Source organism: Pseudoxanthomonas sp. (assembly GCF_036845285.1).
GTDB lineage: Bacteria > Pseudomonadota > Gammaproteobacteria > Xanthomonadales > Xanthomonadaceae > Pseudoxanthomonas_A.
Window position 1 is genome coordinate 210,408 of sequence record NZ_DAIUEE010000006.1, and the last position, 24,468, is coordinate 234,875.

General features: G+C 68.1%; 20 protein-coding genes. 7 read left to right on the forward strand and 13 right to left on the reverse strand.

What is annotated here, in order from left to right; all coding sequences use genetic code 11:
- Positions 1-17: 17 nt before the first annotated feature.
- Both V7060_RS09850 and arfB read right to left on the reverse strand, forming a co-directional pair.
- A complete protein-coding gene (locus V7060_RS09850; RefSeq protein WP_334179125.1) occupies positions 18-578 on the reverse strand; it encodes a lysophospholipid acyltransferase family protein in 561 nt (186 codons plus the stop codon).
- A 40-nt stretch (positions 579-618) separates the two neighbouring features.
- Positions 619-1,053: an alternative ribosome rescue aminoacyl-tRNA hydrolase ArfB gene (gene arfB / locus V7060_RS09855; RefSeq protein ID WP_334179059.1), complete on the reverse strand. Its 435-nt coding sequence runs from the start codon at positions 1,051-1,053 to the stop codon at positions 619-621.
- A 124-nt stretch (positions 1,054-1,177) separates the two neighbouring features.
- Here arfB and V7060_RS09860 point away from each other — a divergent pair, with 124 nt between their 5' ends.
- Positions 1,178-1,735 (forward strand): DUF2059 domain-containing protein, encoded by a 558-nt coding sequence (locus V7060_RS09860; protein WP_334179060.1) that lies wholly within the window; start codon positions 1,178-1,180, stop codon positions 1,733-1,735.
- Between the two features lie 159 nt (positions 1,736-1,894).
- Here V7060_RS09860 and ung read toward each other — a convergent pair whose 3' ends face one another.
- From ung to rhlB, 5 genes are all read right to left on the reverse strand, one after another.
- Entirely contained in the window at positions 1,895-2,602 is a 708-nt protein-coding gene (gene ung, locus V7060_RS09865; RefSeq protein WP_334179061.1) for a uracil-DNA glycosylase, read from the reverse strand.
- Positions 2,603-2,618: 16 nt separating this feature from the next.
- Positions 2,619-3,458, reverse strand: coding sequence for a response regulator (locus V7060_RS09870; protein ID WP_334179062.1), 840 nt, complete (start codon positions 3,456-3,458; stop codon positions 2,619-2,621).
- Between the two features lie 15 nt (positions 3,459-3,473).
- The gene (gene ftsX / locus V7060_RS09875) at positions 3,474-4,418 is read right to left on the reverse strand and encodes a permease-like cell division protein FtsX (protein ID WP_334179063.1); all 945 of its coding nucleotides are present in this window, start codon (positions 4,416-4,418) and stop codon (positions 3,474-3,476) included.
- The gene (gene ftsE / locus V7060_RS09880) at positions 4,415-5,101 is read right to left on the reverse strand and encodes a cell division ATP-binding protein FtsE (RefSeq protein ID WP_062350449.1); all 687 of its coding nucleotides are present in this window, start codon (positions 5,099-5,101) and stop codon (positions 4,415-4,417) included. The genes ftsX and ftsE overlap by 4 nt, the downstream gene beginning before the upstream one ends.
- Before the next feature lie 100 nt (positions 5,102-5,201).
- A complete protein-coding gene (gene rhlB / locus V7060_RS09885) occupies positions 5,202-6,884 on the reverse strand; it encodes an ATP-dependent RNA helicase RhlB (RefSeq protein ID WP_334179064.1) in 1,683 nt (560 codons plus the stop codon).
- A 226-nt stretch (positions 6,885-7,110) separates the two neighbouring features.
- Here rhlB and trxA point away from each other — a divergent pair, with 226 nt between their 5' ends.
- Together trxA and rho are read left to right on the forward strand one after the other, a co-directional pair.
- Positions 7,111-7,452, forward strand: coding sequence for a thioredoxin TrxA (gene trxA, locus V7060_RS09890; RefSeq protein ID WP_334179065.1), 342 nt, complete (start codon positions 7,111-7,113; stop codon positions 7,450-7,452).
- Between the two features lie 212 nt (positions 7,453-7,664).
- Entirely contained in the window at positions 7,665-9,386 is a 1,722-nt protein-coding gene (rho, locus tag V7060_RS09895) for a transcription termination factor Rho (protein WP_334179066.1), read from the forward strand.
- Positions 9,387-9,462: 76 nt separating this feature from the next.
- On the opposite strand, the gene V7060_RS09900 is transcribed toward rho, so the two are convergent.
- Both V7060_RS09900 and V7060_RS09905 read right to left on the reverse strand, forming a co-directional pair.
- Entirely contained in the window at positions 9,463-10,308 is an 846-nt protein-coding gene (locus tag V7060_RS09900; RefSeq protein ID WP_334179067.1) for an energy transducer TonB, read from the reverse strand.
- Positions 10,309-10,369: 61 nt separating this feature from the next.
- Positions 10,370-11,236 (reverse strand): TonB family protein, encoded by an 867-nt coding sequence (locus tag V7060_RS09905; RefSeq protein ID WP_334179068.1) that lies wholly within the window; start codon positions 11,234-11,236, stop codon positions 10,370-10,372.
- Between the two features lie 72 nt (positions 11,237-11,308).
- Here V7060_RS09905 and V7060_RS09910 point away from each other — a divergent pair, with 72 nt between their 5' ends.
- Entirely contained in the window at positions 11,309-13,102 is a 1,794-nt protein-coding gene (locus V7060_RS09910; protein WP_334179069.1) for a monovalent cation:proton antiporter-2 (CPA2) family protein, read from the forward strand.
- A 12-nt stretch (positions 13,103-13,114) separates the two neighbouring features.
- Here the strand turns inward: V7060_RS09910 and V7060_RS09915 are convergent, their stop codons facing one another.
- The gene (locus tag V7060_RS09915; protein WP_334179070.1) at positions 13,115-16,411 is read right to left on the reverse strand and encodes an ankyrin repeat domain-containing protein; all 3,297 of its coding nucleotides are present in this window, start codon (positions 16,409-16,411) and stop codon (positions 13,115-13,117) included.
- A complete protein-coding gene (locus tag V7060_RS09920) occupies positions 16,404-16,661 on the reverse strand; it encodes a YcgL domain-containing protein (RefSeq protein WP_334179071.1) in 258 nt (85 codons plus the stop codon). Before V7060_RS09920 ends, V7060_RS09915 begins: the two co-directional genes overlap by 8 nt.
- A gap of 186 nt (positions 16,662-16,847) precedes the next feature.
- Here V7060_RS09920 and V7060_RS09925 point away from each other — a divergent pair, with 186 nt between their 5' ends.
- Genes V7060_RS09925 through hemF form a run of 3 tightly spaced genes read left to right on the forward strand, consistent with a single transcriptional unit; the run spans position 16,848 to position 20,704 of the window.
- Positions 16,848-19,190, forward strand: a complete 2,343-nt coding sequence (locus V7060_RS09925; protein ID WP_334179126.1) for a S9 family peptidase — start codon at positions 16,848-16,850, stop codon at positions 19,188-19,190.
- Between the two features lie 4 nt (positions 19,191-19,194).
- Positions 19,195-19,764, forward strand: a complete 570-nt coding sequence (locus V7060_RS09930; RefSeq protein ID WP_334179072.1) for a hypothetical protein — start codon at positions 19,195-19,197, stop codon at positions 19,762-19,764.
- Positions 19,765-19,774: 10 nt separating this feature from the next.
- Positions 19,775-20,704, forward strand: coding sequence for an oxygen-dependent coproporphyrinogen oxidase (gene hemF, locus V7060_RS09935; protein WP_334179073.1), 930 nt, complete (start codon positions 19,775-19,777; stop codon positions 20,702-20,704).
- Positions 20,705-20,763: 59 nt separating this feature from the next.
- On the opposite strand, the gene V7060_RS09940 is transcribed toward hemF, so the two are convergent.
- Positions 20,764-21,276, reverse strand: a complete 513-nt coding sequence (locus V7060_RS09940) for a YetF domain-containing protein (RefSeq protein WP_334179074.1) — start codon at positions 21,274-21,276, stop codon at positions 20,764-20,766.
- A gap of 367 nt (positions 21,277-21,643) precedes the next feature.
- Entirely contained in the window at positions 21,644-24,427 is a 2,784-nt protein-coding gene (polA, locus tag V7060_RS09945) for a DNA polymerase I (protein ID WP_334179075.1), read from the reverse strand.
- Between the last annotated feature and the right edge of the window lie 41 nt (positions 24,428-24,468).

Below are 24,468 nucleotides of genomic sequence, written 5' to 3' on the forward strand. Positions count from 1 at the left end.
GCCGGCGTCGCGCCGATTCACACCGTCCCGCGATTCTTCCCCTGCCAAGGCCGGTACCACTCGCGGATGGCCGCCATGTCGATCTCCATGTTGCCGGTGGGGTAGTACACGTCGCCGATGCCGATGACCTTCTCGGGGTAGTGGAAATACGCCATCAGGATGGGCACCTGCGCCTGGTGGGCGATCTTCAGGAAGCCGCCCTTCCACTTGTCCACGCGCCTGCGGGTGCCTTCCGGCGTCAGCGCGAACCACATTTTCTCGGACCTGCGGATCATCCGCACGGCCTGCTCCACGGTGCCCTGCGGCGAACTGCGGTCCACCGGCACCACGCCCAGCTTGCGCAGCAGCGGCGACAGCGGCCACCAGAACAGCTGCGCCTTGCCGAGCACGCGCACCTGGAACCCCATCGCGATCTTCGCCGCCATCCCCCAGATGCCATCCCAGTTGGACGAGTGCGGTGCCACGATCATCACCAGCTTGGGCAGGTCGGGCAGCGTGCCTTCGATCCGCCAGCCGAAGACCCTCAGGAACGTTCGCCCCATCCAGCGGGTGAACCGGTTCGGCGGCACCTGCGGCATGTTGGGTGGAATGCGCGGAACGATGTCGTGGCTCAAACGTCTACTCCCAATGGCTTTTCTGCGAACGGCCGCGCTTGACGTCGCTGCGCTCGCGCTTGGCGTCCATGCGGCGTGCCTTCGCGGCGCGCGAGGGCTTGGTGGCCACGCGCTTCTTCGGCACCACGAGCGCGGCGGCGATGATCGCGGCCAGCCGCTCCCGCGCGTCCTGCCGGTTGCGGTCCTGCGTGCGGAACCGCTGTGCGTCGATCACCAGCACGCCGGCATCGGTCAGTCGACGGTCGCGCTTGGCGAGCAGGCGCTCGCGCAACGCGTCCGGCAGCGACGGCGAGCCGGCCACGTCGAAGCGCAATTCCACCGCCGTCGAGACCTTGTTGACGTTCTGTCCGCCCGCCCCGCTCGCGCGCACGAAGCGCTCGACCAGTTCGTCGTCCGGAATCGCCAGCGTCGGCGTGATCTCGAGTGCGATGCTCCCCATGCGGCAGATTGTAGTCAGGATGCCTGTCCGTTCGCAGCGCGGGCCGGCGCATCGGCCGGCGATTAACACCAGATTTACTCCCCGGCAGGCACCCTGTGCCCCCGTTCCACGCCGCCCGCACTGCATGATCCGTCCCTCGCTGAATGCCGTTCGTTCGCACGCCCGCGTGCTGTTGCTCCTCGCCCTGGCACTCGCCGGACCGGCCTTCGCCGCTGAACCCACCGACGCCGACATCGACCGCCTGCTCACCGCTTCGCGCGCCGAGAGCCTGCTCGCAGGCGTGGTACCGCAGATGGAAGCGGTGCAGCAGCAGGAATTCGACAAGCACTTCGCCGGCAAGGAAATGACCGACGAGCAGAAGGCCGAGGTGGCACGCATCCAGGCCAAGACCCAGGACATCGTGCGCAAGGCGCTGTCCTGGGAAGAGATGCGCCCGGTGTACCTGGACGTCTACAAAAAGACCTACACCCGCGACGACGTGCGCGCGATCACCAAGTTCTACGAAAGTGCGGCCGGCAAGCGGATGCTCGACAAGAGCCCGGCACTGATGCAGAACATCATGGCGGCCGTGCAGCAGAAGATGGTACCGATGCTCGAGGAGTTGCAGGGCGAGATCAGGAATATCCCGGTCACGCCGCCCCCGCCGGTGTCGCCGCCACAGAAGCGCCGCCGCACAAGGTAGCGTGCGCCGCGCGCACGATCTCGGAACGAGACGCGCCGCAGGCTCATGCGATTGTGGGAGCGACGTAAGTCGCGATGAAGCGTTACCGGTGGACTATCGCGACTTACGTCGCTCCCACACCCGGTATTGATGCATCAAGCGTCGTGCGCATGACGCACGCTACGGTACCAACTGCTCCCGCGGCGGCAGCCGCCAGTCGATCGGCGCCAGCCCGCGTTGCGCCAGGTACTGGTTGGTCGCGCTGAAGTGTCCGCATCCCAGGAAACCGCGATGCGCCGACAGTGGCGACGGATGCGGCGCACGCAGCACGCGGTGGCGGCGCGTGTCGATCACCTTGCCCTTGGCCTGCGCATAACTGCCCCACAGCAGGAACACCAAGCCCTCGCGCTCGCGCGCCAGCGTCTCGATGGCGTGGTCGGTGAAGCCTTCCCAGCCCTTGCCCTGGTGCGCGCCCGCGCGGCCTTCCTCCACCGTCAACACGGCATTGAGCAGCAGCACCCCTTGGCGTGCCCACGGCAACAGGCAGCCGTGGTCCGGCGGCGCGATGCCCAGGTCGGCGTTGATTTCCTTGTAGATGTTGACCAGCGACGGCGGCACCGGCACACCGGGCAACACCGAGAAGCAGAGACCATGCGCCTGGCCCGGGCCGTGATACGGATCCTGCCCGAGGATCACCACCTTCACCGCCTCGAACGGCGTGGCGTCGAACGCCGCGAAGATCTGCGGCCCGGGCGGATAGATGCGCGCACCGGCGGCCTTGCGCTGGCGCAGGAAGGCCGACAGGTCGCGCATGTCCGGCCGCTGCAGCCAGTCGCCGATCTGCGCCTTCCACGAAGGCTCGAGCTTGATGCGGTCGTCGTCGGTCATGCGCGTCGCAGGCGGCTCATACCAGCGCGCGGGTTTCGTCCATGCGCGCCAGCCGCAGCTGGAACAGCACCTTGGTGACCAGCAGGCGCTCCGCGATCGGCTTCAGCACCAGGTCGTTGGCGCCGGCCTGCAGCAATTCGGCCTGGTTGTCGCGGTTGCTGTCGCCGGTCATCACCAGGATCGGCAGGCGCCGCTTGCCGTAGGCGAAGTCCACGCGGATGCGCTGCACGATGTCGCGACCGCTCAGTTCGCCCTTCAGGATCACGTCGGTGAGCACCAGGTCGAACTTGTGCGTGGACAGCCCCAGCGATTCGGCCGTCAGCAGCGCGAAGGCATCCTCGGCCTTCAGCACGTGCACCACGTTGAGCGACTGCCGCTCCAGCATGCGCCGCGTGGTTTCGGCGACGACGCGGCTGTCCTCGATGTACAGGATGCTGGCGCCGACCACCGGCTCCGGCTGCACGTAGCCGCGGATGAAGGCCGCCAGCGCTTCGTGGCCGAGCGCCTTGTCGAAATAGTCGGTGACGAACTCGGTGAAGCGGCGCTCTTCCAGATGCTGTTGCGCATCGCCGGACACGACGATCACCGGCACGTACGCCTGCCCGGCCGCCTCGCGCACGCTGCGCGCGATCTCGAGACCGTCGCCATCGGGCAGCGCCAGCGCGGTGGTGACCAGGTGCACTTCGCCGGCCGCCAGGGCATCGCGCGCCTCGGCGATGCTGGCGCAGCCAAGCACCTGCACGCCCGGCAGTTCCCGCTGCAACACATCGGCGATCAGCTTGCGCACCAGCTTCGACCCGTCCACCACCATCACGCGGGGCGCGTCGCTGATCAGATGCCGGAGCTCTTGGGCCATGAAGATGCGCGGATGTCAGGTGGCAGTCGGGCGAGTCTGACGCAAGAAGTGGCCCGTCACCAGCCATGCGCCTAGCCACCCGATGACCGTCGCCGCCACGATGACCGCCGTGGCACCGACCGCGTCCAGGCCCACCAGGGCAAACGGACTGCCGTAACTGCGTGCCAGCGCCGCCAGCGGATCGCGCAGCGCCAGCGCCGCCAGCGTCAGCAGGCCAAGCGCCGATGCACCGGCGGCCAGGCCGTACCAGGCACCCAGATAGACGAATGGACGCCGGATGAAGCCATCGCTGGCGCCCAGCAGCTGCAGCACGCCGATTTCCTCGCGCCGCGACTGGATGTCCAGGCGCACGGTATTGCCGACCACCAGCAGCGCACCCAGGCCGAACAGCGCGGCGAGCACCCAGACCAGCCGCTTGCCGAAGCCCATCCATCCGGCCAACCGTTCGCGCCAGGCAGCGTCGTGCTGCAGCAGGTCGGTTTCCGGCAGCGCCTCCAGCGCCGTGATCAACCGCGACTCATCGCCCTCGGGCACCACCACCAGCACGCTCGGCAACGGATTGCCGTCGATCAGGTCCAGCGATGCGCCGAGTCCGCTGCGCTCGCGGAATTCCGCCAGGCCTTGCGCGGGGGTGCGCAATTCGACGCGGGCGACATCGTCGCGCCCACGCAGGGCTTCGGCCAGCGCCTGCGCACGCGCCACCGGCGTGTCGGGCGCCAGGAACAGGTCGATCTCGCGCGACTGCTGCACGTCGCCGGCGAAATGGCCGACGTTCTGCAGCGCCAGCCACAACCCGAGCGGCAGCACGAAGGCCACCGCCATCACCCCGATCGTCAACAGCGTGGCCCACGGACGGCGCACGGTGCGGCCGAGGCTGGAGACGAAGCTGTAGAGATGCTGGTCGAGCCAGATGCCGAACCCGGAGCGCGCCTGCGCACGGCTGTTCTTCGCGTCGCTCATTCGGCCAGGTCCGCCGGGGAAATATCGTCGGCCAGCTTGCCGTGGTCGAGGATCAGCACGCGCTTCTTCATGCGCTTGAGCAGCGACAGGTCGTGGCTGACCACCAGCACGCTGGTGCCGCGCTCGGGCATCGACGCGAACAGCGACATGATCTCCGCCGCCAGCGTCGGATCGAGGTTGCCGGTCGGCTCGTCCGCCACCAGCAGGCGCGGCTCGGCGACGATGGCGCGCGCGATGCCGACGCGCTGCTGTTCGCCCGCGGACAGCTGCGTGGGCAGCGCGTTCTCGCGATGGCCCAGGCCCAGGCGCGCCAGCACCTCGCGCACGCGCTTGCCGATGTCGCCGCGGCGATCGCCGCGCAGGATCAACGGCAGCGACACGTTCTCCATCACCGTGCGGTCGGTCAGCAGCCGGTGGTCCTGGTAGACCGCGCCGACCTCGCGACGATGCAGCGGAATGCGGCCTCCGCGCACCTTCAGCAGGTTCTTGCCGGCGAACAGCACGGCGCCGCGGCTGGGCCGCTCGCTCAGGTGGATCAGCTTCAGCAGCGTGCTCTTGCCTGCGCCTGAGTGGCCGGTGACGAACAGCATCTCGCCTTCGGCCACTTCGAAGCTGACGTCCTCCAGCGCCGCGTGGCCGCCGGGGTATTGCTTGCTGACGTTTTCGAATCGCAGGACGCTCATGTGCGTCGATTATGCCGGAGCGGCCGAGACGCTGGCGATGCCCGCAAAAGAAAAAGCCGGGACGTGCCCGGCTTCTTCTCCATGCGCGCGACGACGTGGATCAGTCGCCCGACACCAGCGAGCGGATCTTGCGGCCCAGCCGCGTCAGGAAGCCCGCATTGTCGTCGGCGGGCTTCGGCGCAGCCGTTGGCTTCGCGACGGCCGGCGCGGCATTCGCCACGGCGCCTTCCGCACCTTCCAGCGGACGACCATGGCGTCGGCGACGGCGCTTGCGCGGCGTGCGCTCGCCTTCCGGCGGGACGGCGATGTCGGCACGCACCGCGTCGTCAGCGGGACGGGGCGCCTGCGGCTTGGCGGCTTCACTCTCGGGACGCGGCGCGCGGGGCGGACGCGGCGTGCGCGGCTTGCCATCGGCCGAACGCGGACCTTCGCGGCGACTGCCGTCACGACGACCCGCACCACCGGATCCACCCGGCTTGCGGCCACCGCCACGACGCTCTTCGTCGGCAGCCTTCTGCTCGCGTGCCTCGCGGAAGATCTGGCTGACGCTCTCTTCTTCCTCGTCGCCCTCGCCGGCGGCCGGCTTCGGACGTTCCGGACGCGGCAGCGCGGTCAGCAGTTCGGCGGTGACCGGCTCGGACGGGATCTTCTGCTCGATGTAGGCCTCGATGTCGGGCAGCGACATCGCATAACGCTCGCAGGCGAAGCTGATCGCATCGCCTTCGGCACCGAGGCGCGCGGTACGGCCGATGCGGTGCACGTAGTCTTCGGCATCGAACGGCAGGTCGTAGTTGAACACGTGCGACACGCCGTCGATGTGCAGGCCGCGCGCGGCCACGTCGGTGGCCACGAGCAGCTCCAGCTGGCCGGCCTGGAAGCGCTTCAGCAGCGACTCGCGCTTCTTCTGCGGCACGTCACCGGACAGCACGCCGACGCGGTAGCCCGCGCGTTCCAGCGCACGCGCGACGCGTTCGACGAAGGCCTTGGTATTGACGAACACCATCGTGCGCGCGCCTTCGCTGCGCGACAGCAGGCCGATCAGCAATGGGATCTTTTCTTCATCGGCCGGGTAGTAGAGCTTCTGCCGCACCTTCGCTGCAGTGATGAACTCGGTCTCGACGACGAGCTTCTCCGGCTCGTTCATGTGCTCGTACGCCAGTTCCAGCACGCGGTGCGACAGCGTGGCCGAGAACAGCAGCGTCTGCCGCGTGGTGCGCTCGGGCATGCGGCGCAGCAGGAAGCGGATGTCCTTGATGAAGCCGAGGTCGAACATGCGGTCGGCTTCGTCCAGCACGCACGTCTCGCACGCGTGCAGGCTGACCACCTTGTGCTGCTTGACGTAGTCGATCAGGCGACCCGGCGTGGCGATGATGACGTCCACGCCCTGCTGCAGGATCTCGCGCTGCTTGTCGTAGTCCACGCCGCCGTAGACCAGCGCGAAGCGCAGGCCGAGGTCGGCGCCGAACTTCACCGCATCCTTGTGGATCTGGATGGCCAGCTCGCGGGTGGGCGCCAGGATCAGCGCGCGCGGATCCTCGGGCTTGCGGTCGGCCAGCGCCGGGCGCGTCAGCAGGCGGTTCATGACCGCGACCAGGAAGGCCAGTGTCTTGCCGGTGCCGGTCTGCGCCTGGCCGGCGACGTCGCGGCCCGCCAGGGCGACCGGAAGCGTCATTGCCTGGATCGGCGTGCAACGGGAAAAACCTGCGCCTTCCAACCCGGCAAGCAGCGCCGGATGCAGGTCGAACGAGGAGAACGTGATGTCGGTTAACGGTTTGTCGCTCATGCCTTCTTCTTTGCGTCGCTGTGTTCCGCGCGCGTCTCATATGAATGCGGTGGGTGTGCTTGCAACGGCCTGACCGGCGTCGCACACTGCGCCCCCTGTGCCGGGTTGCGCGACCACCTGGGAACCCTTGAATAAGGTCGCGGAACGCCCCAGTTTACCCCAATCGTGGTGGCCGTCCCGGCCCGAACCCGTCCGCGCCCTTCCGCGGACCCCGCAGGAGATCCCCGTGAGCGACAAAGTGACCCACGTCGGCGATGCCGATTTCGATGCTGCCGTGCTGCAGTCCGGCGAGCCGGTGCTGGTGGACTTCTGGGCCGAATGGTGCGGTCCGTGCAAGATGATTTCGCCGGTCCTGGACGAGCTGGCCGAGGCCTACGGCGGCAAGCTGAAGGTCGCCAAGGTGAACGTGGACGAGAACCGCGCCACCGCCATCAAGTACCACGTGCGCTCGATCCCGATGCTGCTGCTGTTCAAGGATGGCCAGATCCAGGCCACCCAGATCGGCGCCGTCGGCAAGGGCCAGTTGACCCAGATGATCGACAAGGCCCTGGGTTCCCAGGCCGCCTGACCCGGTGCATGCGCCCTGCGGAGCCGGGGCGCACCGGCTGAATCCGTTTGAACCCGCTGCGGTGGCCCGTCTTGCCGCCACCGCAGGCCGGTGTTAGTGTCGGATCCGAATTCCGGCGCAGGGGATGCGCCGCACCCATCTGAACACCACTCTTCTTCATTTCACCCCGCCGCCGCAACGCCGGCGCTCGCCACCTAGCGAGGATTCGCACCTTGTCCGACAGCAGCAACGAAACCGGCGCCCCCGCCGAGAAGCGCGTGCGCAAAGCCCGTGCTCCGAAAACCCCGACCGCCGACACCGCCGCCGACACCGCCGCCGCGCCCACCGAGCGCGCGTCCGATCCGGCGCCGCAACTCCCGCTTCCGCCCGTCGTGGCCGAGCGCGCACCCGCTCCCGCAGCACCCGCTCCGTCCCACGACGGCGGTGGCGATGCGCCCGCTCCGCACTCGCAGGGTGGCGGTGACCAGCACGAAGGTGGTGGCCAGCATGAGGGCGGCGAACCGCGCGACGGCAACCGCTTCAACAACAACAATCGCCGCGACCGCTTCCGCAACCGCCGCGAGCGCAACCGCGACCGGCAGGGCAACGACGGCATGCCGCAGGACGGCAATGGCGGCGGCCAGGAGCAGTTCGTGCCGCGCGCCATGCCGAACGTGCCGGAAGGCTTCCCGCAGTATTCGCTGGGCGACCTCAAGCGCATGCCCGCGCCCAAGCTACTGGACATCGCCGAGCAGCTGAACATCCAGGAAGGCGTGGCCCGCGCCCGCAAGCAGGACGTGATCTTCGCCCTGCTGAAGGTACTGACCCGCCACGGTGAAGGCGTCGCCGCCGACGGCGTGCTGGAAATCCTGCCGGACGGCTTCGGCTTCCTGCGCGCCGCCGAGGCCAGCTACCTGGCCGGCCCGGACGATGTCTACATCAGCCCCAGCCAGATCCGCCGCTTCAACCTGCGCACCGGCGACCACCTGGCCGGCCGCATCCGCTGGCCGAAGGACGGTGAACGCTACTTCGCGCTGTCGACCATCGACACGATCAATGGCGAGCCGCTGGAAGCGTCGAAGAACAAGGTGCTGTTCGAGAACCTGACGCCGCTGTTCCCGCGCCGTCGCTTCACGCTTGAGCGCGGCAACGGCTCGTCGGAAGACATCGCCGGCCGCATCCTCGACCTGATGGCACCGCAGGGCAAGGGCCAGCGCGCCCTGATCGTGTCGCCGCCCAAGGCGGGCAAGACGATCATGATGCAGCAGATCGCCACCGCCATCACGACCAACCACCCGGACGTGCACCTGATCGTGCTGCTGGTGGACGAGCGTCCGGAAGAAGTGACCGAAATGCAGCGCACCGTGCGCGGCGAAGTGGTCAGCTCGACGTTCGACGAGCCCGCCGCGCGCCACGTGCAGGTCGCCGAAATGGTGATCGAGCGCGCCAAGCGCCTGGTCGAGCACAAGAAGGACGTGGTGATCATGCTGGACTCGATCACCCGCCTGGCGCGCGCCTACAACAACGTCGTGCCCAGCTCCGGCAAGGTGCTGACCGGCGGCGTGGACGCCAACGCCCTGCACCGCCCGAAGCGTTTCTTCGGCGCCGCGCGCAACGTGGAGGAAGGCGGCTCGCTGACCATCATCGCCACCGCGCTGGTCGAAACCGGCAGCAAGATGGACGAGGTGATCTACGAAGAGTTCAAGGGCACCGGCAACAGCGAAGTGCACTTGAACCGCCGCATCACCGAGAAGCGCGTCTACCCGGCCATCGACATCAACCGCTCCGGCACCCGCCGCGAGGACCTGCTGATCGAGCCGGAGCTGCTGCAGAAGATCTGGATCCTGCGCAAGCTGCTGCATCCGATGGACGAGATCGCCGCGATGGAATTCCTGCTGGACAAGATGAAGAACACCAAGTCCAACGACGAGTTCTTCAGCTCGATGAAGCGCTGATCCGGCGACGGAAAGGCGAGAAAGAAAACGCCCCGCATTGCGGGGCGTTTTCTTTTCACTGGTCATACGTGATCGATCAGGAGTCGCCCCCCACCGGTGTCAGCAGACGCAGTCCACCATCGGCGAGCAGCTGGGTTTCGCCGCCAGCCAGCGCTTCCGGGGATTTCCGGACCAGTTCCTGATCCACCCAGTCGGCGGTCTGGCGCGGGCCTGGCACATAGGCGACCCATTTTCCGTACTGAAACGTGTTCAAGTCGAGCAGATAGTCCACGTTGGTGCGCACGGTCCAGTACTCCGCCGAGGCCAGCGGCCCCTGCCTCGGCGGCGTGAACGTCCACTGGCGCGCCGCACTCACGGCAGACTCGGCGAACGATTCACGCATTCTCGTCATCACGTTTGCGGTTCCCAGTGAGCGCAGGTTGACCTGCTCCGCAAACGCGTTCTTCACGGTGCCGTCCCGACCGATCTTCAGCAGCAGGAACACCGTGCCGGACGCCCCTGCGCGGGCCAGCGCAGCGGGATAGCGGGGCGGATCCATCTTGTCGCTGACCACCTCGAAGCCGGCATCCTCTTTCAGCGGATGGAAACTGACCGCCTGCAACCTTATTTCGTAGCCCCCGGCATCGTCCTTCTTGGCGACCGCAAGCATGCGCATGCGGTTGCGGACCGCGACCGCTTTCCCTTCGACCTCCATGGGCTCGAAGGTCCATGCCGGCACCTGGGCCTGAACGAACGTCACCACGCCGGGCGGCAACTCGTCAGGTCTGTCGATGCTGAAATCCGCGACCTTTCCCGTTGCGTCCACGCTGATCTCGCCCTTGACCAGCAGGCTCATTTCGACCTGCTTGCGCACGGCACCCACGCCGCCGGCATGCGCCAGCGTCGAGACAACGAGCAATCCGAGCATCATCCATCCGCGCATACGCATTCTCCTTATGAAATTCGTGCGACCGCTATCCAGTCGGCGTCACAACACGCGCCAATCAAGCCTCATCCAACGGCGTCAGTAGCTTCGGCCGACGATTGCCACCCGCCATATGGATGCTACCTTCGGCCAGTGCATCGGGCGAGAAGCCGGGTGCGTCCTCATCGGGCGCCCAGCCGGGACGCGTGCGAGGACCGGGAATGTACACCTGCCACTTGCCATAAGGCAGCGGGCCGGTGAAGGTGAAATCCACTGGCACGCGTACGATCCAGTACGGCTGCGCCGCCTGTTCGCCTTCGGTCGGCGGTGCGAACGTCCAGTTGCGGGCGGCGGCCATGGCGACACGTGCGAAGCGATCACGGTGCCGATCCATCTGCGGCGCACTGGCCACGAAGCGCAGGTTGACCTGTTCGGTCGAGACATCGCCCACAGTGCCATCGCGCTCGACCTTGACCAGCAGATAGACGGTGCCCTGCACGCCTTCTTCGGCCGCGGACATCGGGAATGCCGGCGGTCGAAGCTGGCGCCCGGTAATCTGTTGCGTCGCCGGCACGACGGTGTCGTCGCTGAAATCGGCGCCGCGGATGGACACGGACATCTGGCCGCCGCCGATCGTCTTGCCGACCAGCAACGCACTGACCTTCGTCAACGCGCGTCGCGGAACGCCATCCACCAGGACCGGCTCGAACCGCCAGGACGCCATGTTGCTTTCGACGAAGCCGGAGATCCCCTTCGGCAACCTGTCGGGCGTATCCAATTGCACATGCTCGACGCTGCCGTCGGCCGCGATATGGATCGCGCCCGTCACGCGCATGCTGGCTTCGACCTGCTTGCGAACGCCAGCCGGTCCCTGCGCCGAAGCCGACGGCATCCACGCGAGCATCGCCGCCAGCGCCCACCATATCCACACACGGTGCTGCTTCACACGTCCTCCTGCATCCCTGGAAGAGGGCCTGGACGGCCCGGTCGCCCGCATACTATCGCCGCGAGGTGATCCATGCACGGTAGTGGTCTGGAGTTGGCGCTGGTGTTCCTGTTGGCCGCGGTGGTCGCGGTGCCGGTGTTCAAGCGGTTCGGCTTGGGTGCGGTACTGGCCTACCTGGTCGCGGGGGTGGTGCTGGGGCCGGATGGGCTGGCGCTGGTAAGGGATGCGGACCGCATCCTCAATGCGGCCGAGATCGGCGTGGTGATGATGCTGTTCGTCATAGGCCTGGAACTGTCGCCGTCGCGCCTGCGGGTGATGCGCAAGCCGGTGTTCGGTGCGGGCGGACTGCAGGTCGCGCTGAGTGCGCTGGTGCTGGGCGGGATCGCGTTGTGCTTCGACCACCACTGGAAGACCGCGCTGGTGATCGGGCTTGGGCTGGCGCTGTCGTCCACCGCCGTCAGCCTGCAACTGCTCGCCGAGCACAAGGAACTGACCAGCGAACACGGCCGGCTCGGCTTCGCGATCCTGCTGTTCCAGGACCTGGCGGCGATTCCGCTGCTGGCCGCGATCCCCTTGCTCGGCGGCGCCAAGAACGAAACGCTGACGTGGACCATGGTCCTGCATGCCGTCGGCGGCATCGCCATCGTGATCCTCGGCGGGCGGCTGGTGCTGCGACACCTGTTCCGCATCGTCGCGCGCACGCGCATGCCGGAAGTATTCACTGCCACCGCGCTGCTGGTGGTGCTGGGCATCGCCTGGTTCATGCAGCTGGCGGGCCTGAGCGCGGGCCTGGGCGCTTTCCTGGCCGGCGTGCTGTTGTCGGATTCGGAATTCCGCCACGAACTGGAGTCGCAGATCGACCCGTTCAAGGGCCTGCTGCTGGGCCTGTTCTTCATCGCGGTCGGCATGGACATCGACCTGGATGCCGTCGTGAAGGAGCCGGAACTGATCACGGCGGGCGTCGTGATCCTGCTGACGGTGAAGTTCGCGCTGCTGTTCGGGGTCGGTCGCTGGCCCGGGCGGCTGGAACCGCGCGGTGCCCTGATGCTGGCCGGCACGCTGTGGCTGGGCGGCGAATTCGCCTTCGTCGTCTTCAGCGAAGCGGCACGCGTGCAGTTGATGGATGCGGAACTCCGCAACCAGCTCAGCGCCATCGTCGGCGTGTCGATGGCGCTGACGCCGTTGCTGCTGCTGGGCCTGCACAAGCTGCTGCCGGCTTCGAAACGGACGCCGCAGGCGGCACGGAGCTTCGACGAGATCCCGGACGCGCAGCCGCAGGTGCTGATCGCGGGCATGGGGCGGTTCGGCCAGATCGTCGCGCGCCTGCTGACCGCGCAGCGCATCCCGTTCGTCGCCCTCGAGCACAGCCCGGAAACCGTGGACACCCTGCGGCGGTTCGGCAACATCCGCATCTACTACGGCGACCCGACACGCCCCGACCTGCTGCGCTCGGCCGGCGCGCAGCACGTGAAGGTGTTCGTGATCGCGATGGACGATCCCGACACCAACATCAAGGCGACACGGCTGATCCGCCGCATGTATCCCGAAGCGCGCGTGCTGGCGCGCGCGCGCAACCGCCAGCATGCGTGGCGGTTGATGGACCTGAGCGCGGAGGCATATCGCGAAACGCTGGGCTCGAGCCTGGAGATGGCGCAGCAGGTGCTGGTGGAACTGGGCCTGCCGCCGGAAACGGCCGCCGAGCATGCACGCCGGTTCCGCCAGCACGACGAGAAGCTGCTGCGCGCGCAATACCTGGTCTACGACGATGACGGCGCGGTGATGCAGACTGCGCGCGATGCGGTCAGGGACCTGGAGCAACTGTTCGAGGCCGACGCGACCGGCGAGGACGCCCCGCCAGCGAAATGAATCGGCTTGCCCTCAACCCCGGTCGCGCAGGAAGCGCGCCATCGACGCCCCGGCGCCCGGCGTGGCGGGGACGAATTCGGCCGCCACGTCGATGAAGCCGCGCATCACCGCGATCTCGCGCGGCGTGCGGTTCAGGGTGTCGCGCAACTCCGGGTCGGCACCGGCGCGCAACAGGCGACTGACCACGCGCAGCAGGCCGTGCAGCGAGGCCAGGTGCAGCGGCCCGAAACCACGCGGATCCTGCACATCCAGCGACACCCCTTCGTCCAGCAGGCGCTCCAGGCCGGCCAGCACCACCTCTTCGTCGCAGGCGGTGCCCGGCTCGGCGCGTGCGCCGAGCAGCAGCAGCAGCGGCGTCACCGCACCGGCGGCGACCTGTTCGGATTCCGCGCCCGATAGCAGCAGCGTGTCGAGCAATGCCACCAGTCGCGGTTTCTCGCGCGCGGTGAAGCCGTAGAGCGCGGCGCAATGCAGCGGCGTGAGCCCCTGCGCATCGCCGGCCTGCACGTTGGCGCCCGCATTGATCAGGCGCGCGGCGATGTCGGGCAGTCCGAGCGCGGCAGCCAGCATCAATACGGTCACGCCGCCCGGCAGGCGGTATTCGATGTCGGTGCCGGCCGCGAGCAGCGCGCCGACGATCTCCACCTGGCGCATGCTCACTGCGGCGGACAGCGGCGTGGCGCCGGTGTTGGCCGCACGCTGCGGATCGGCGCCGCGCGCCAGCAGCAGTTCCACGGTGGGCGCGGATCCGCCGCCCGCCGCACGCAGCAAGGCCGTGCATCCCTGCGCATCGGGCGAGTCGACATCGAACCCGAGATCCAGCAGGCGGCGCACGGCGTCGCGATCGCCCGCCATTGCCGCCGCCGGCAGGTCGGCCGGGCGCAGCGCACGACGCGGCAGCGACCAGACGCGCCAGTCGAGCCAGTCGGCCAGGTCGCGGCGGCCGCACGCCAGGGCCACCCCGAGCGGCGTCTGGCCATCGGCGGCGCGCGCATCGGGCGACGCGCCCTTCGCGATCAGATGCTTCAGCGCGGTCTCGCGACCGAGCACGGCCGCCAGGTGCAGGGCCGTCATGCCGTGGCTGTCGCGCGCCTCGCGGTCCACGCCGATCTCGAGCAGCCGGTCGAGCAGCCGCTGCCAGCCCAGGCGCACGGCCAGCGACAGCGCCGGGTCGCCCTGCGCCGACGCGGCGAATGGATCCGCGCCGCGTTCCAGCAGATCCAGCGCACAGGATTCCAGTGTCCGCGCCGCCTGGTCGTCCGCCGCGCACGCTGCCATGAACCGCGCCAGTCCACCGGCCCCGGCCGGAGAGACGGCGCGTGACAACAGGGTCGCTACGCCGGGCATGCCGGACGGACCCTGCGACAGCAGCGAAAACAGGACGGTATCGCCTTGCGCGTTGCGGCTTTCGGCGTCGGCGCCGTGGCGCAGCAGCCACGCCATGCGTGCCGGGCGCTGCATTTCAGGCTCATGCAGCAGCGCACCCAGCTCGTCGCGGGAACTCAGTCGGGCCAGTGCTTCAAGCCCGTCGAGCTGGCCGCTCGCCAATCCTTCGCGCAGCAGGGCGGAAGGCGCGCGGTCCGGCGGTGTTTCGTCATCGGACGAGGCGACCGCGGTGGGCAACGCGTAGGCGGGATCGAGTGCCGACACCAGCGCCCAGCGTCCGGCTTCGGCGGCCACGTCGACGGCCCGGCGCTCATGCGCGTCCATCAGGGCGGGATCGACGCCCCACTCCAGCAGGCGACGAACCATCGCCGGTGATGCGTGCTCGGCCGTGCAGGCCAGCATCAGTGCGGTGCGGCGCTCGGCATCCACCGCATCGCGGTCGGCACCGGCATCGGCCAGTTTCTCCAGCACAGCCAGGTGCGCGCCACGCGCCGCCTCCAGCCAGGGCGTGCGCTGCTGGTTGTCGCGCGCGTGCACATCGGCGCCAGCGGCGAGCAGGGTGGTGGTGATCTCGGCATGGCCTGCAAACGCCGCCTCGTGCAGCGCGCTGCGGCGCTGCGCGTCGCGCGCATCGACCTTGGCCTTGTGCTTGAGCAGCAGTTGCACGCCGGCCGGGTCGTCTTCTTCCGTCGACGCGGCCGCCAGCAACACCGGCTGCCCGCCCTGCGGGTCGGGACGCGCACCACGTTCCAGCAGGAACTTCGCCAGCCGCCAGTTGCCGGCCACGCAGGCCACGCCGAGCGGGGTCAGGCCGTCGTGGTTCAGCGCATCCAGTTCCGCCGCGGCATCGCGCAGCAGTGCGACCACGCCGGGATCGGAACTGCGCGCGGCGTGGTGAAGCGGGGTGTTGCCCTCAGCATCGGTGATGCGCGGATCGGCGCCATTGGCCAGCAGCGTGGTGACGGCATCCGGCCGCCCGTGCCAGCTGTCGCGCGTCGCCGCGAGCAACGGAGTGACGCCGGCGTGCGCATGGTTGAGGTCCACGCCGTGCGCGATCAGCGTGCGCAGCAGGCGAAGGTCGGGCAGCACCGCCGCCAGGGCACCCAGGCTGCGCTGGTCGCGTGCGCCTTCCGCCGGCAACGCGTGCGTGTCGGCGCCGGCTTCGATGAACTCCAGCGCGCGATCCACGCGGCCGGAGCGGGCGGCATCGAACAGGGCCTGCTCCAGATCGACCACCTGCTGCGGGGAGGCCTCGCTGGCGTGCGCTGCGAACGCCGCTTCATCACTGTCCGGCATCTCGACCACCGGCAGCACGCCGGCACCATCCAGGCGCTGGATGCCCCAGTGCAGCGCCGGCAGCAGCAGCAAATAGGCGACCACCCATCCGGCACGTGCCGCCTCCGGCACCAGCCCCGGCCACGCCAGGCCCAGCCCGCCACCGATGGCGAGCGCCAGCAACGAGGCCACCGCCAGGCCACGCCAGGCATGGAAGTCGCGCTCGACCAGGCCACGCCAATGCGCGGACAGCGCACCGCCATCGCGTTCCAGTCCGTGCCACAGCGGCCATGTGCGCCACAGACCGACGATCATCGCGCCGACCACCGCACTGACGCCGAGCGCCGCCGGCAGGCTGCCACTGTCGTGCAGGGATGCCAGCGGCCAGGCCAGCAACGCGGCGCTGCCGGCGAAGGCGACCGTCCAGGCCAGCAGCAGGGCGGGCAGGTCTTCGCGCCACGCGCGGGCCGGCGCCAGGACGCGCGTGCCACGCAGCCACGACACGCCCAGCGCCACCGCAGGCTGCGCGAGGCAGGCAGCGAGCGCCGCCACTGCGCCACCCGCCCACCCGCCGACGCCGGCCAGCAGCAAGCCGGCCAACAGGGCGATCACGGCAACGGGACGGGTCTGCAGGCGCGGCTCAGGCATCGGCACGGACGCGCGGATCGGGTGGCGGCGGGAACTGGACGTGGAAGCCGCGTGCCGACAGGTTCCCGCGGACGACGGCGGCATCCTCGCGCGCCAGGGTCCGGTCCGGGGTCAAGGCCACCTCCAGCACGAACGACAACTCGCCCAACTGGGTGCGCAGCGGCTCGGGCACGAGGGTGAACTCATCGCGCTTCGCCAGGTAGACGAACGTGTCGGCCTTGCGCTGGCTCTTGTAGACGTAGGCGTGCATCCGCGCGTATCGCGCTCCGCGTGTGGACAAGCGGGGATTGTGCGGGAAATGCCGTATGCGCGAAACCCGCACGCGTTCACGCCGGGCATGACCATCGGCGGCCGGAACCGCGCGCCGGGACTGGTAATCTTGGCCCCTTCACCTCGCACTAACGGATGCCCGATGCGCCCCGCCCTGATCGCCCTGCTGTTGCCGCTCGCCCTTGCTCCATCGGCGCACGCCCAGGCGTCCACGCCACTGACGATCGAACAGGCGATGGCCGAACCGGACTGGATCGGACCACCGGTCGAACGTGCGTGGTGGACCTGGGATGGCAAGCAGGTGCAGTACGAACTGAAGCGCGACAACAGCCTGGTGCGCGACACCTTCGAGCAGTCGCTCGATGGTGGCGCTGCGCGCCGCGTCGGCGACGACCAGCGTGCGGGGCTGGATGCGGCGGGACCGGTCTACGACGCGTCGCGGCAGCGCATGCTGCTATCCCGCAACGGCGACCTGTTCGTGCGCGACCTGCGCAGCGGAGCATTGACCCAGCTCACGCGCACCAACGAACCGGAGCAGCAGGCGCGCTTCGCCCACGACGGCGCAGTGATCTGGCGCACGGGCGACACGTGGTACCGCTGGACCGCCGGCACGGGCACCTCGACGGTCGCCGAACTCAAGGCCGAGCGCGATCCGCTGGCCCCGCCGAAGGCCGATGCGCTGCGCGAACAGCAGCTGCGCACGATCCGCACGCTCGCCGACGACCGCGCGCAGCGCGAAGCCGCGCAGAAGCAGGCGGAAACCTGGCGCAAGGCCGATCCCACCCGCGCACCCGCACCGATCTACCTGGGCACCGAGGTGGAGATCGAATCCAGCTCGCTGTCGCCGAACGGCCGCTGGCTGCTGGTGGTGACGCGCAGGAAAGGTGCCGATGCCGGACAGGGCGGCAAGATGCCCAAGTACGTGACCGAATCCGGTTACGAGGAATTCCAGGACGTGCGCACCCGCGTCGGCCGCAATGCGCCCTTGCCGCACGCCCTGTGGCGCGTGGACCTGGCCGACGGCAGCGTGAAGCCGCTCGCGTTCGACGCGCTGCCCGGCATCGACAAGGATCCGCTGGCCGCGATGCGCAAGGCCGCCGGCAAGGAGCCGCTGAAGGGCAACCGGGACGTGCGGGTGGAAGGTGGCCGCGGCGGCGATGCCGTGGCCTGGACGAACGACGGCGCGCAGGTTGCCGTGCAGGTCCATGCCGTCGACAACAAGGATCGCTGGATCGCCACGGTCGACCTGGCGGGCGCGCGGCTGTTGCCGCGCCATCGCCTGACCGACACCGCATGGATCAACTGGGGCTTCAACGAATTCGGCTGGTTGCCGGACAACCGCACGCTGTGGCTGCTGTCGGAAGAATCCGGCTATTCGCATCTCTACACCGCGACCGGCACGGAGAAGTTCCGCGCGCGCACGACGGGCAAATGGGAAGTGTCCGAGCCGGAGATAACGCCCGACGGCAACGGCTTCCTGTTCCTCTGCAACCGCGCATGGCCGGGCGACTACGAAGTCTGCGCGCTCGACCTCGCCAGCAATGCAGTGCGCGAAGTCACCGCACTGGACGGCGTGGAAGGCTTCAGCGCATCACCGGACGGCCGCCGGCTGCTGGTCCAGCATTCCCGCAGCTACACGCCGGCCCAACTGTCGGTGGTCGGCATGGAAGGCGGCCAGGCGACACCGCTCACCGACACCCGCACGGCTGCCTTCAAGGCCCGTGAATGGATCGAACCGCAGTACGTGCAGGTGCCGTCGAAGCATGGCGCCGGCGTGGTGTGGGGCAAGTACTACGGCCCGAAGACGATGGAACCCGGCAAGCGCTATCCCATCGTGATGTTCGTGCACGGCGCGGGTTACCTGCAGAACGTCACCGCGCGCTATCCCAACTACTTCCGCGAGCAGATGTTCCACCACCTGCTGGTGGAGCGCGGCTACATCGTGCTCGACCTCGACTACCGCGCCAGCGAAGGCTACGGCCGCGACTGGCGTACGGCGATCTACCGCAACATGGGCCATCCGGAACTTGAGGACTACCTGGACGGCCTGGACTGGCTGGTCGAACAGAAGCAGGGCGACCGCGACCGCGCCGGCATCTACGGCGGCAGCTATGGCGGCTTCATGACCTTCATGGCGCTGTTCCGCGAGCCGGGCAAGTTCAAGGCCGGTGCCGCGCTGCGGCCGGTGGTGGACTGGACCCAGTACAACCACGAGTATACCAGCAACATCCTCAACACGCCGGAGCTGGACCCCGAGGCGTACCGCGCCTCGTCGCCCATCGAATATGCCGCTGGCCTGCAGGACCACCTGCTGATCGCGCACGGCATGATCGACGACAACGTGTTCTTCAAGGATTCGGTGGTGCTGACGCAGAAGCTGATCGAACTGCGCAAGGACAACTGGGAACTGGCGGCGTATCCGCTGGAACGCCACGGCTTCACGCGGTCGGACTCGTGGCTGGACGAGTACAAGCGCGTGCTGAAGCTGTTCGAGCAGAACCTGAAGTAAGGCGATGGAGTCCGCGAAGGCCAGCGCCGCAGGGTCGGCCTTCGTCACCGTCACGGCGAAGGTGTCGATCGCGATCGGCATCGTCGCCACGCTGTACGCCACGATACAGGTCGTCATGGCATGGCTCCTGCTAGGCCAGGTGGACACCGATGCACTGCTCGGCTTCCTCGCGACGCAGGCCGTTCCCGCGACCGTGCGATGGATAGTCACCCATCTCACGACGCTCGCCACCGGCTTCCTGCTGGTCTCTGCGGCGTTCCTGGCGGTGTCGATCGGCCTGCTGCACCGTCGCAGATGGGGCTGGTGGGGTTTCGTGTTCTTCATGGTGGCCGGCGCGGGCGTCAACTTCGCCGGTATCGCGGCCGTCGATGCCGCGTTTTCCTGGGTGCAGGCCTTGCCCCCTCAACCGGGGATCGAGCGGCTGCAGGCGGAACTCGCTGCGCTGCGCCTGCTGACGCTGGCGACGCTGTGGCTCAGCGCGTTCGTATTCGCGGTGCTGCACGGACTGGTGGTGTGGCAGCTGAGCCGGCCGGCCGTACGCGCCGAATTCGGGATGGCTACATCGCCCCGGTAGAATGCGCGGCATGAACGACTTCACACCCGTCCGCGACTACCTCACCGACCTGCAGGACCGCATCTGCGCCGCCATCGAAGCGGCGGACGGCCATGCGCGCTTCCGCGAGGACGCGTGGGCGCGGCCCGCCGGCGACGCCTCGCCGATCCGCGGCGGCGGCCGTACGCGCGTGTTGCGCGATGGCGCCGTGTTCGAACAGGCGGGCATCGGGTTCTCCGATGTGTCCGGCGACCGGCTGCCGCCCTCCGCGTCCGCGCACCGGCCGGAACTGGCCGGCGCGTCCTGGCGCGCCGTCGGCGTGTCGCTGGTGTTCCATCCGCGCAATCCGCACCTGCCCACCACGCACGCCAACGTGCGCCATTTCCGCGCCGAACGCGATGGCGAAACCGTGGCGTGGTGGTTCGGTGGCGGCTTCGACCTGACCCCGTTCTATCCGGTCGATGAAGATGTCCGCCATTGGCACCGGACCGCGCGCGACCTGTGCGAACCGTTCGGTGGCCACGCGCGTTACGACGCGCACAAGCGCTGGTGCGACGAGTACTTCTTCCTCAAACATCGCAACGAGACGCGTGGCGTCGGCGGCCTGTTCTTCGACGACCTGAGCGACGACTTCGACCGCGACTTCGGTTACCTGCGTGCCGTCGGCGACGGTTTCCTGGATGCCTACCTGCCGATCGTGGATCGGCGCAAGGACACGCCGTACGGCGAACGCGAGCGGCAGTTCCAGCTCTATCGTCGTGGGCGCTACGTCGAGTTCAACCTGGTGTACGACCGTGGCACGCTGTTCGGCCTGCAGAGCGGCGGGCGCGCCGAGTCCATCCTGATGAGCCTGCCTCCGCTGGTGCGCTGGGAATACGGCTACGCGCCGAAGGACGGCAGCGACGAACAACGGCTGCTCGACTACCTCAGGCCGCGCGACTGGCTGGCTGAACCGACCTGAGCCGTTGTCTTGTGGGAGCGACGTACGTCGCGATGGCGCAACTGGATCACGATCGCGACTTACGTCGCTCCCACGCCGGCGTTCTCCGATTGTCTTGCCACCACCGTAATGTGCCCATTGTTCTCCAGCACGGCCAGCCGGATGTCGGCCATGTCCAGGCATCCCGCCTCGCGCATGGCCTTTTCGAAGTCCTCGCGGCTGATCAGCTCGCGTCGCAACACATCGCGATAGACCTGCCCGTCGCGCGCAAGCAACACCGGCGAACCTTCCACCCAGCGCTCCACCTTCGGCGAGCGCGCCGACGCCAGGCCCACGATCCAGTTCAAGCCGATCAGCGTGGCCGCGAGCAGCAGGCCGCCGCCCACGGACGTGTCCTCGCCGAGCAGCGCGTTCTGCACGGCATTGCCGAGCAGCACGACCAGCAGCATGTCGAAGGGCGTGAACTGTCCCATCGTGCGTTTGCCCGTCATCCGGATCATCGCCAGCAGGATGAAGTACACCATGCAGGCCCGCAGTACGAACGCCCACCAAGGCATGGCCATCTGGAACATCTCGGAGAACGTCGCACTCATGCATCACCCGGTGGTGGAGGTCTGCGCGCAAAGTAGCGCACGCTGCGCAGGTAAACGACGGGCAATAAAAAGCCCCGCAGACCAGGGGGAGATCGGCGGGGCCAGGGGAGCGGGACCTGGGGAGGGGTCGTCGCTCCGGGGGAGATCGCTCCAGGGGATGGGAGAGATCAGTGACAGACGTTGCATCTGTCACGGGCTATATGACCACTCCGGACATGGATAGTTCGTGAAGATTCCGGTTAAAAATCCGTAAGATTCAGGAGGAATTCAGTTTATTGAACTCGTCGGTATACAAATATACCTGACAGGGTTTTCCTGAACATTCCGCAAGCGCCTGTTCCGCAAGGGAAACCGTTTTCAGCCCTGCTCAATGGGCCTCTTCCCAGTTGTCGCCGATGCCGCTGTCGACCACCAGCGGGACGCTCAGCTGCGCCGCGGCGGCCATGCGGGCCGTGGCCTCTTCCAGCAACGTCGGCACGAAATCGGCGTCCGCCTCGAACACCAGTTCGTCGTGCACCTGCAGGATCATCAGCGCCTGTGCTCGGTGCGCCGACAGCCAGGCGTCCACGCCGATCATGGCGCGCTTGATGATGTCCGCGGCAGTGCCCTGCATGGGGGCGTTGATCGCCGCGCGCTCGGCCCCGGCGCGCTGCCCCTGTGTGCCCTTGTTGATGTACTCCAGGTACAGGCGGCGGCCGAACACCGTTTCGACATAGCCATGTTCGCGAGCCTGCTCGCGCGTGCGTTCCATGTAGTCGCGCACGCCGGGATACCGACTGAAATACAGCGCGATGTAGTCCTGCGCCTCGCCGCGCGCGATCCCCAGCTGGCGCGCCAGCCCGAATGCGCTCATGCCGTACATCAGGCCGAAGTTGATCGCCTTGGCAGCGCGGCGCTCGTTGCCGGTCACGTCTTCCAGCTTCCGGCCGAACACTTCCGCCGCGGTCGCCTTGTGGATGTCGGCACCGGACTCGAACGCGCGGACCAGGCCGGGGTCCTGCGACAGGTGCGCCATGATCCGCAGCTCGATCTGCGAGTAGTCGCAGGCCACCAGCTTGCGGCCCGGCGGGGCGACGAAGGCCTTGCGGATGCGGCGACCATCGTCGGTGCGGATCGGGATGTTCTGCAGGTTGGGATCGGTGGACGAGAGCCGCCCGGTCGCCGCGCCCGCCTGGTGGTAACTGGTGTGCACGCGGCCGGTGTCGGGATTGACCATCTCCGGCAACTTGTCGGTGTAGGTGCTGCGCAGCTTCGCCAGGCCGCGATACTCCAGGATCACGCGCGGCAACTCGTGCTGGTCGGCGATGGCTTCCAGCGCTTCCTCGTTGGTGCTGGGCTGGCCAGTCGGCGTCTTCACCAACACCGGCAGCTTGAGTTCGTCGAACAGCAGTGCCTGCAGCTGCTTCGGCGAATCGAGGTTGAAGGTACGGCCCGCCAGTTCCGTGGCCTTCTGCTGCGCGGCCAGCATGCGCTTGGACAGGTCCGCGCTCTGCCGGCGCAGTTCATCGCCATCGATCATCACGCCATTGGCTTCAACGCGTGCCAGCACCGGCACCAGCGGCATCTCGATGTCGCGGTAGACGCTCTCGAGCCCTGCTTCCGCCGCCAGTTTCGGCGCCAGCGCACGGTGCAAGCGCAGCGTGATGTCCGCGTCTTCGGCGGCGTAGCGGGTGGCGTCGTCGATGGCCACCTGCGAGAACAGGATCTGCTTGGCGCCCTTGCCGGCCACCTCTTCGTACTTGATGGTGTCGTAGCCCAGCCAGCGCTTGGCCAGGCTGTCCATGTCGTGGCGGTTGCTGCCGGCATTCAACACGAAGCTCTCCAGCATCGTGTCGTCGGCGTAGCCCTGTACCTCCACACCGTGGCGGCACAGGACGTGCAGGTCGTACTTGCCGTGCTGTCCCAGCTTGCGCTTGCCTGCATCCGCCAACACCGGCGCCAGCGCAGCGAGTACGGAAGCCCGATCGAGTTGCGGCGGCGCGCCAGGATAGTCGTGGCCCACCGGCACGTACGCAGCCTTGCCCGGTTCGGTGGCGAAGCTGAGGCCGACCAGGTTGGCCCGCATCGGGTCGAGGCTGTCGGTTTCGGTATCGAAGGCGAATTCGTCGGCCTGCTGCAGTTCGGCGACCAGCGCGTCGAGCTGTGCCTGTTCCGTCACCGCCATGTAGTCGCCGGCCACGCCCAACGCAGGATCGACGGGCGCGTCGTCGCTGGTGGCCGCCGCTACGCGGCCGGTGCCGCGTGCACGACCCGGCTCCTTCTCGGCAATGGTCGACGCACCGGCTACGCCGCCGTCCAGTTCCTTCAGGGCCTGGTGGAACCCGTAGCGCGCATAAAGTTCGCGGAGTTCATCGACGTGCCGCTCGCGCAGCGGCAGCGTTTCCGGCCCACCGTCCAGCATCACGTCGGTCTTGATGGTGACCAGATCGCGATTGAGCGGCAGGCGGGGCAGCGCGGCACGCAGGTTGTCGCCGATCTTGCCCTTGATCTCGCCGGACTTCTCGAGGATGGCATCGAGCGTGCCGTATTCGGCCAGCCACTTTGCCGCGGTCTTGGGACCGCACTTCTCCACGCCCGGCACGTTGTCGACGGTGTCGCCCATCAACGCGAGGAAATCGACGATCTGGTCCGGTCGCACGCCGAACTTTTCCATCACCGCGTCGACGGTATCCAGCCGGCTGCCGCTCATCGTATTGACCAGCGCGATCGAGCCGGCACCTGGCGTCGCAGGCTTCACCAGCTGTGCGAAGTCCTTGTCGCTGGTGGAAATGGTGACCTCCATGCCCTGCGCCGCACCCTGCACGGCGAGCGTGCCGATCACGTCGTCGGCCTCGACGCCCTCCACGCACAGCAGCGGAAAACCCAATGCCTGCACGATGCGGCGCATCGGCTCCACCTGCGCACGCAGGTCGTCGGGCATCGGCGGGCGATGGGCCTTGTAGGCCGGATAGAGTTCATCGCGGAAGGTGGGGCCGCTGGCATCGAGCACGAAGGCAACGAAATCCGGCCGTTCCTTGAGCGTCGAGCGCAGCATGTTCACCACACCGAACAACGCGCCGGTAGGCTCGCCGTCCGCATTGGTCAGTGGCGGCAACGCGTGGAAGGCGCGGAACAGGTAGCTGGAGCCGTCGATCAGTACGAGTCGTGTCATGGCGGCATTCTACGCCGCGCTCCCGTACACGGCGTCACGCG

What these genes read in the sequence shown, in the direction of transcription:
- V7060_RS09850 (WP_334179125.1), bottom strand. Translation starts at nt 578, where the DNA reads ATGCCGCAGGTGCCGCCGAACCGGTTCACCCGCTGGATGGGGCGAACG.
- arfB (WP_334179059.1), bottom strand. Translation starts at nt 1,053, where the DNA reads ATGGGGAGCATCGCACTCGAGATCACGCCGACGCTGGCGATTCCGGAC.
- V7060_RS09860 (WP_334179060.1), top strand. Translation starts at nt 1,178, where the DNA reads ATGATCCGTCCCTCGCTGAATGCCGTTCGTTCGCACGCCCGCGTGCTG.
- ung (WP_334179061.1), bottom strand. Translation starts at nt 2,602, where the DNA reads ATGACCGACGACGACCGCATCAAGCTCGAGCCTTCGTGGAAGGCGCAG.
- V7060_RS09870 (WP_334179062.1), bottom strand. Translation starts at nt 3,458, where the DNA reads ATGGCCCAAGAGCTCCGGCATCTGATCAGCGACGCGCCCCGCGTGATG.
- ftsX (WP_334179063.1), bottom strand. Translation starts at nt 4,418, where the DNA reads ATGAGCGACGCGAAGAACAGCCGTGCGCAGGCGCGCTCCGGGTTCGGC.
- ftsE (WP_062350449.1), bottom strand. Translation starts at nt 5,101, where the DNA reads ATGAGCGTCCTGCGATTCGAAAACGTCAGCAAGCAATACCCCGGCGGC.
- rhlB (WP_334179064.1), bottom strand. Translation starts at nt 6,884, where the DNA reads ATGAGCGACAAACCGTTAACCGACATCACGTTCTCCTCGTTCGACCTG.
- V7060_RS09900 (WP_334179067.1), bottom strand. Translation starts at nt 10,308, where the DNA reads ATGCGCGGATGGATGATGCTCGGATTGCTCGTTGTCTCGACGCTGGCG.
- V7060_RS09910 (WP_334179069.1), top strand. Translation starts at nt 11,309, where the DNA reads ATGCACGGTAGTGGTCTGGAGTTGGCGCTGGTGTTCCTGTTGGCCGCG.
- V7060_RS09915 (WP_334179070.1), bottom strand. Translation starts at nt 16,411, where the DNA reads ATGCCTGAGCCGCGCCTGCAGACCCGTCCCGTTGCCGTGATCGCCCTG.
- V7060_RS09920 (WP_334179071.1), bottom strand. Translation starts at nt 16,661, where the DNA reads ATGCACGCCTACGTCTACAAGAGCCAGCGCAAGGCCGACACGTTCGTC.
- V7060_RS09930 (WP_334179072.1), top strand. Translation starts at nt 19,195, where the DNA reads ATGGAGTCCGCGAAGGCCAGCGCCGCAGGGTCGGCCTTCGTCACCGTC.
- hemF (WP_334179073.1), top strand. Translation starts at nt 19,775, where the DNA reads ATGAACGACTTCACACCCGTCCGCGACTACCTCACCGACCTGCAGGAC.
- V7060_RS09940 (WP_334179074.1), bottom strand. Translation starts at nt 21,276, where the DNA reads ATGAGTGCGACGTTCTCCGAGATGTTCCAGATGGCCATGCCTTGGTGG.
- polA (WP_334179075.1), bottom strand. Translation starts at nt 24,427, where the DNA reads ATGACACGACTCGTACTGATCGACGGCTCCAGCTACCTGTTCCGCGCC.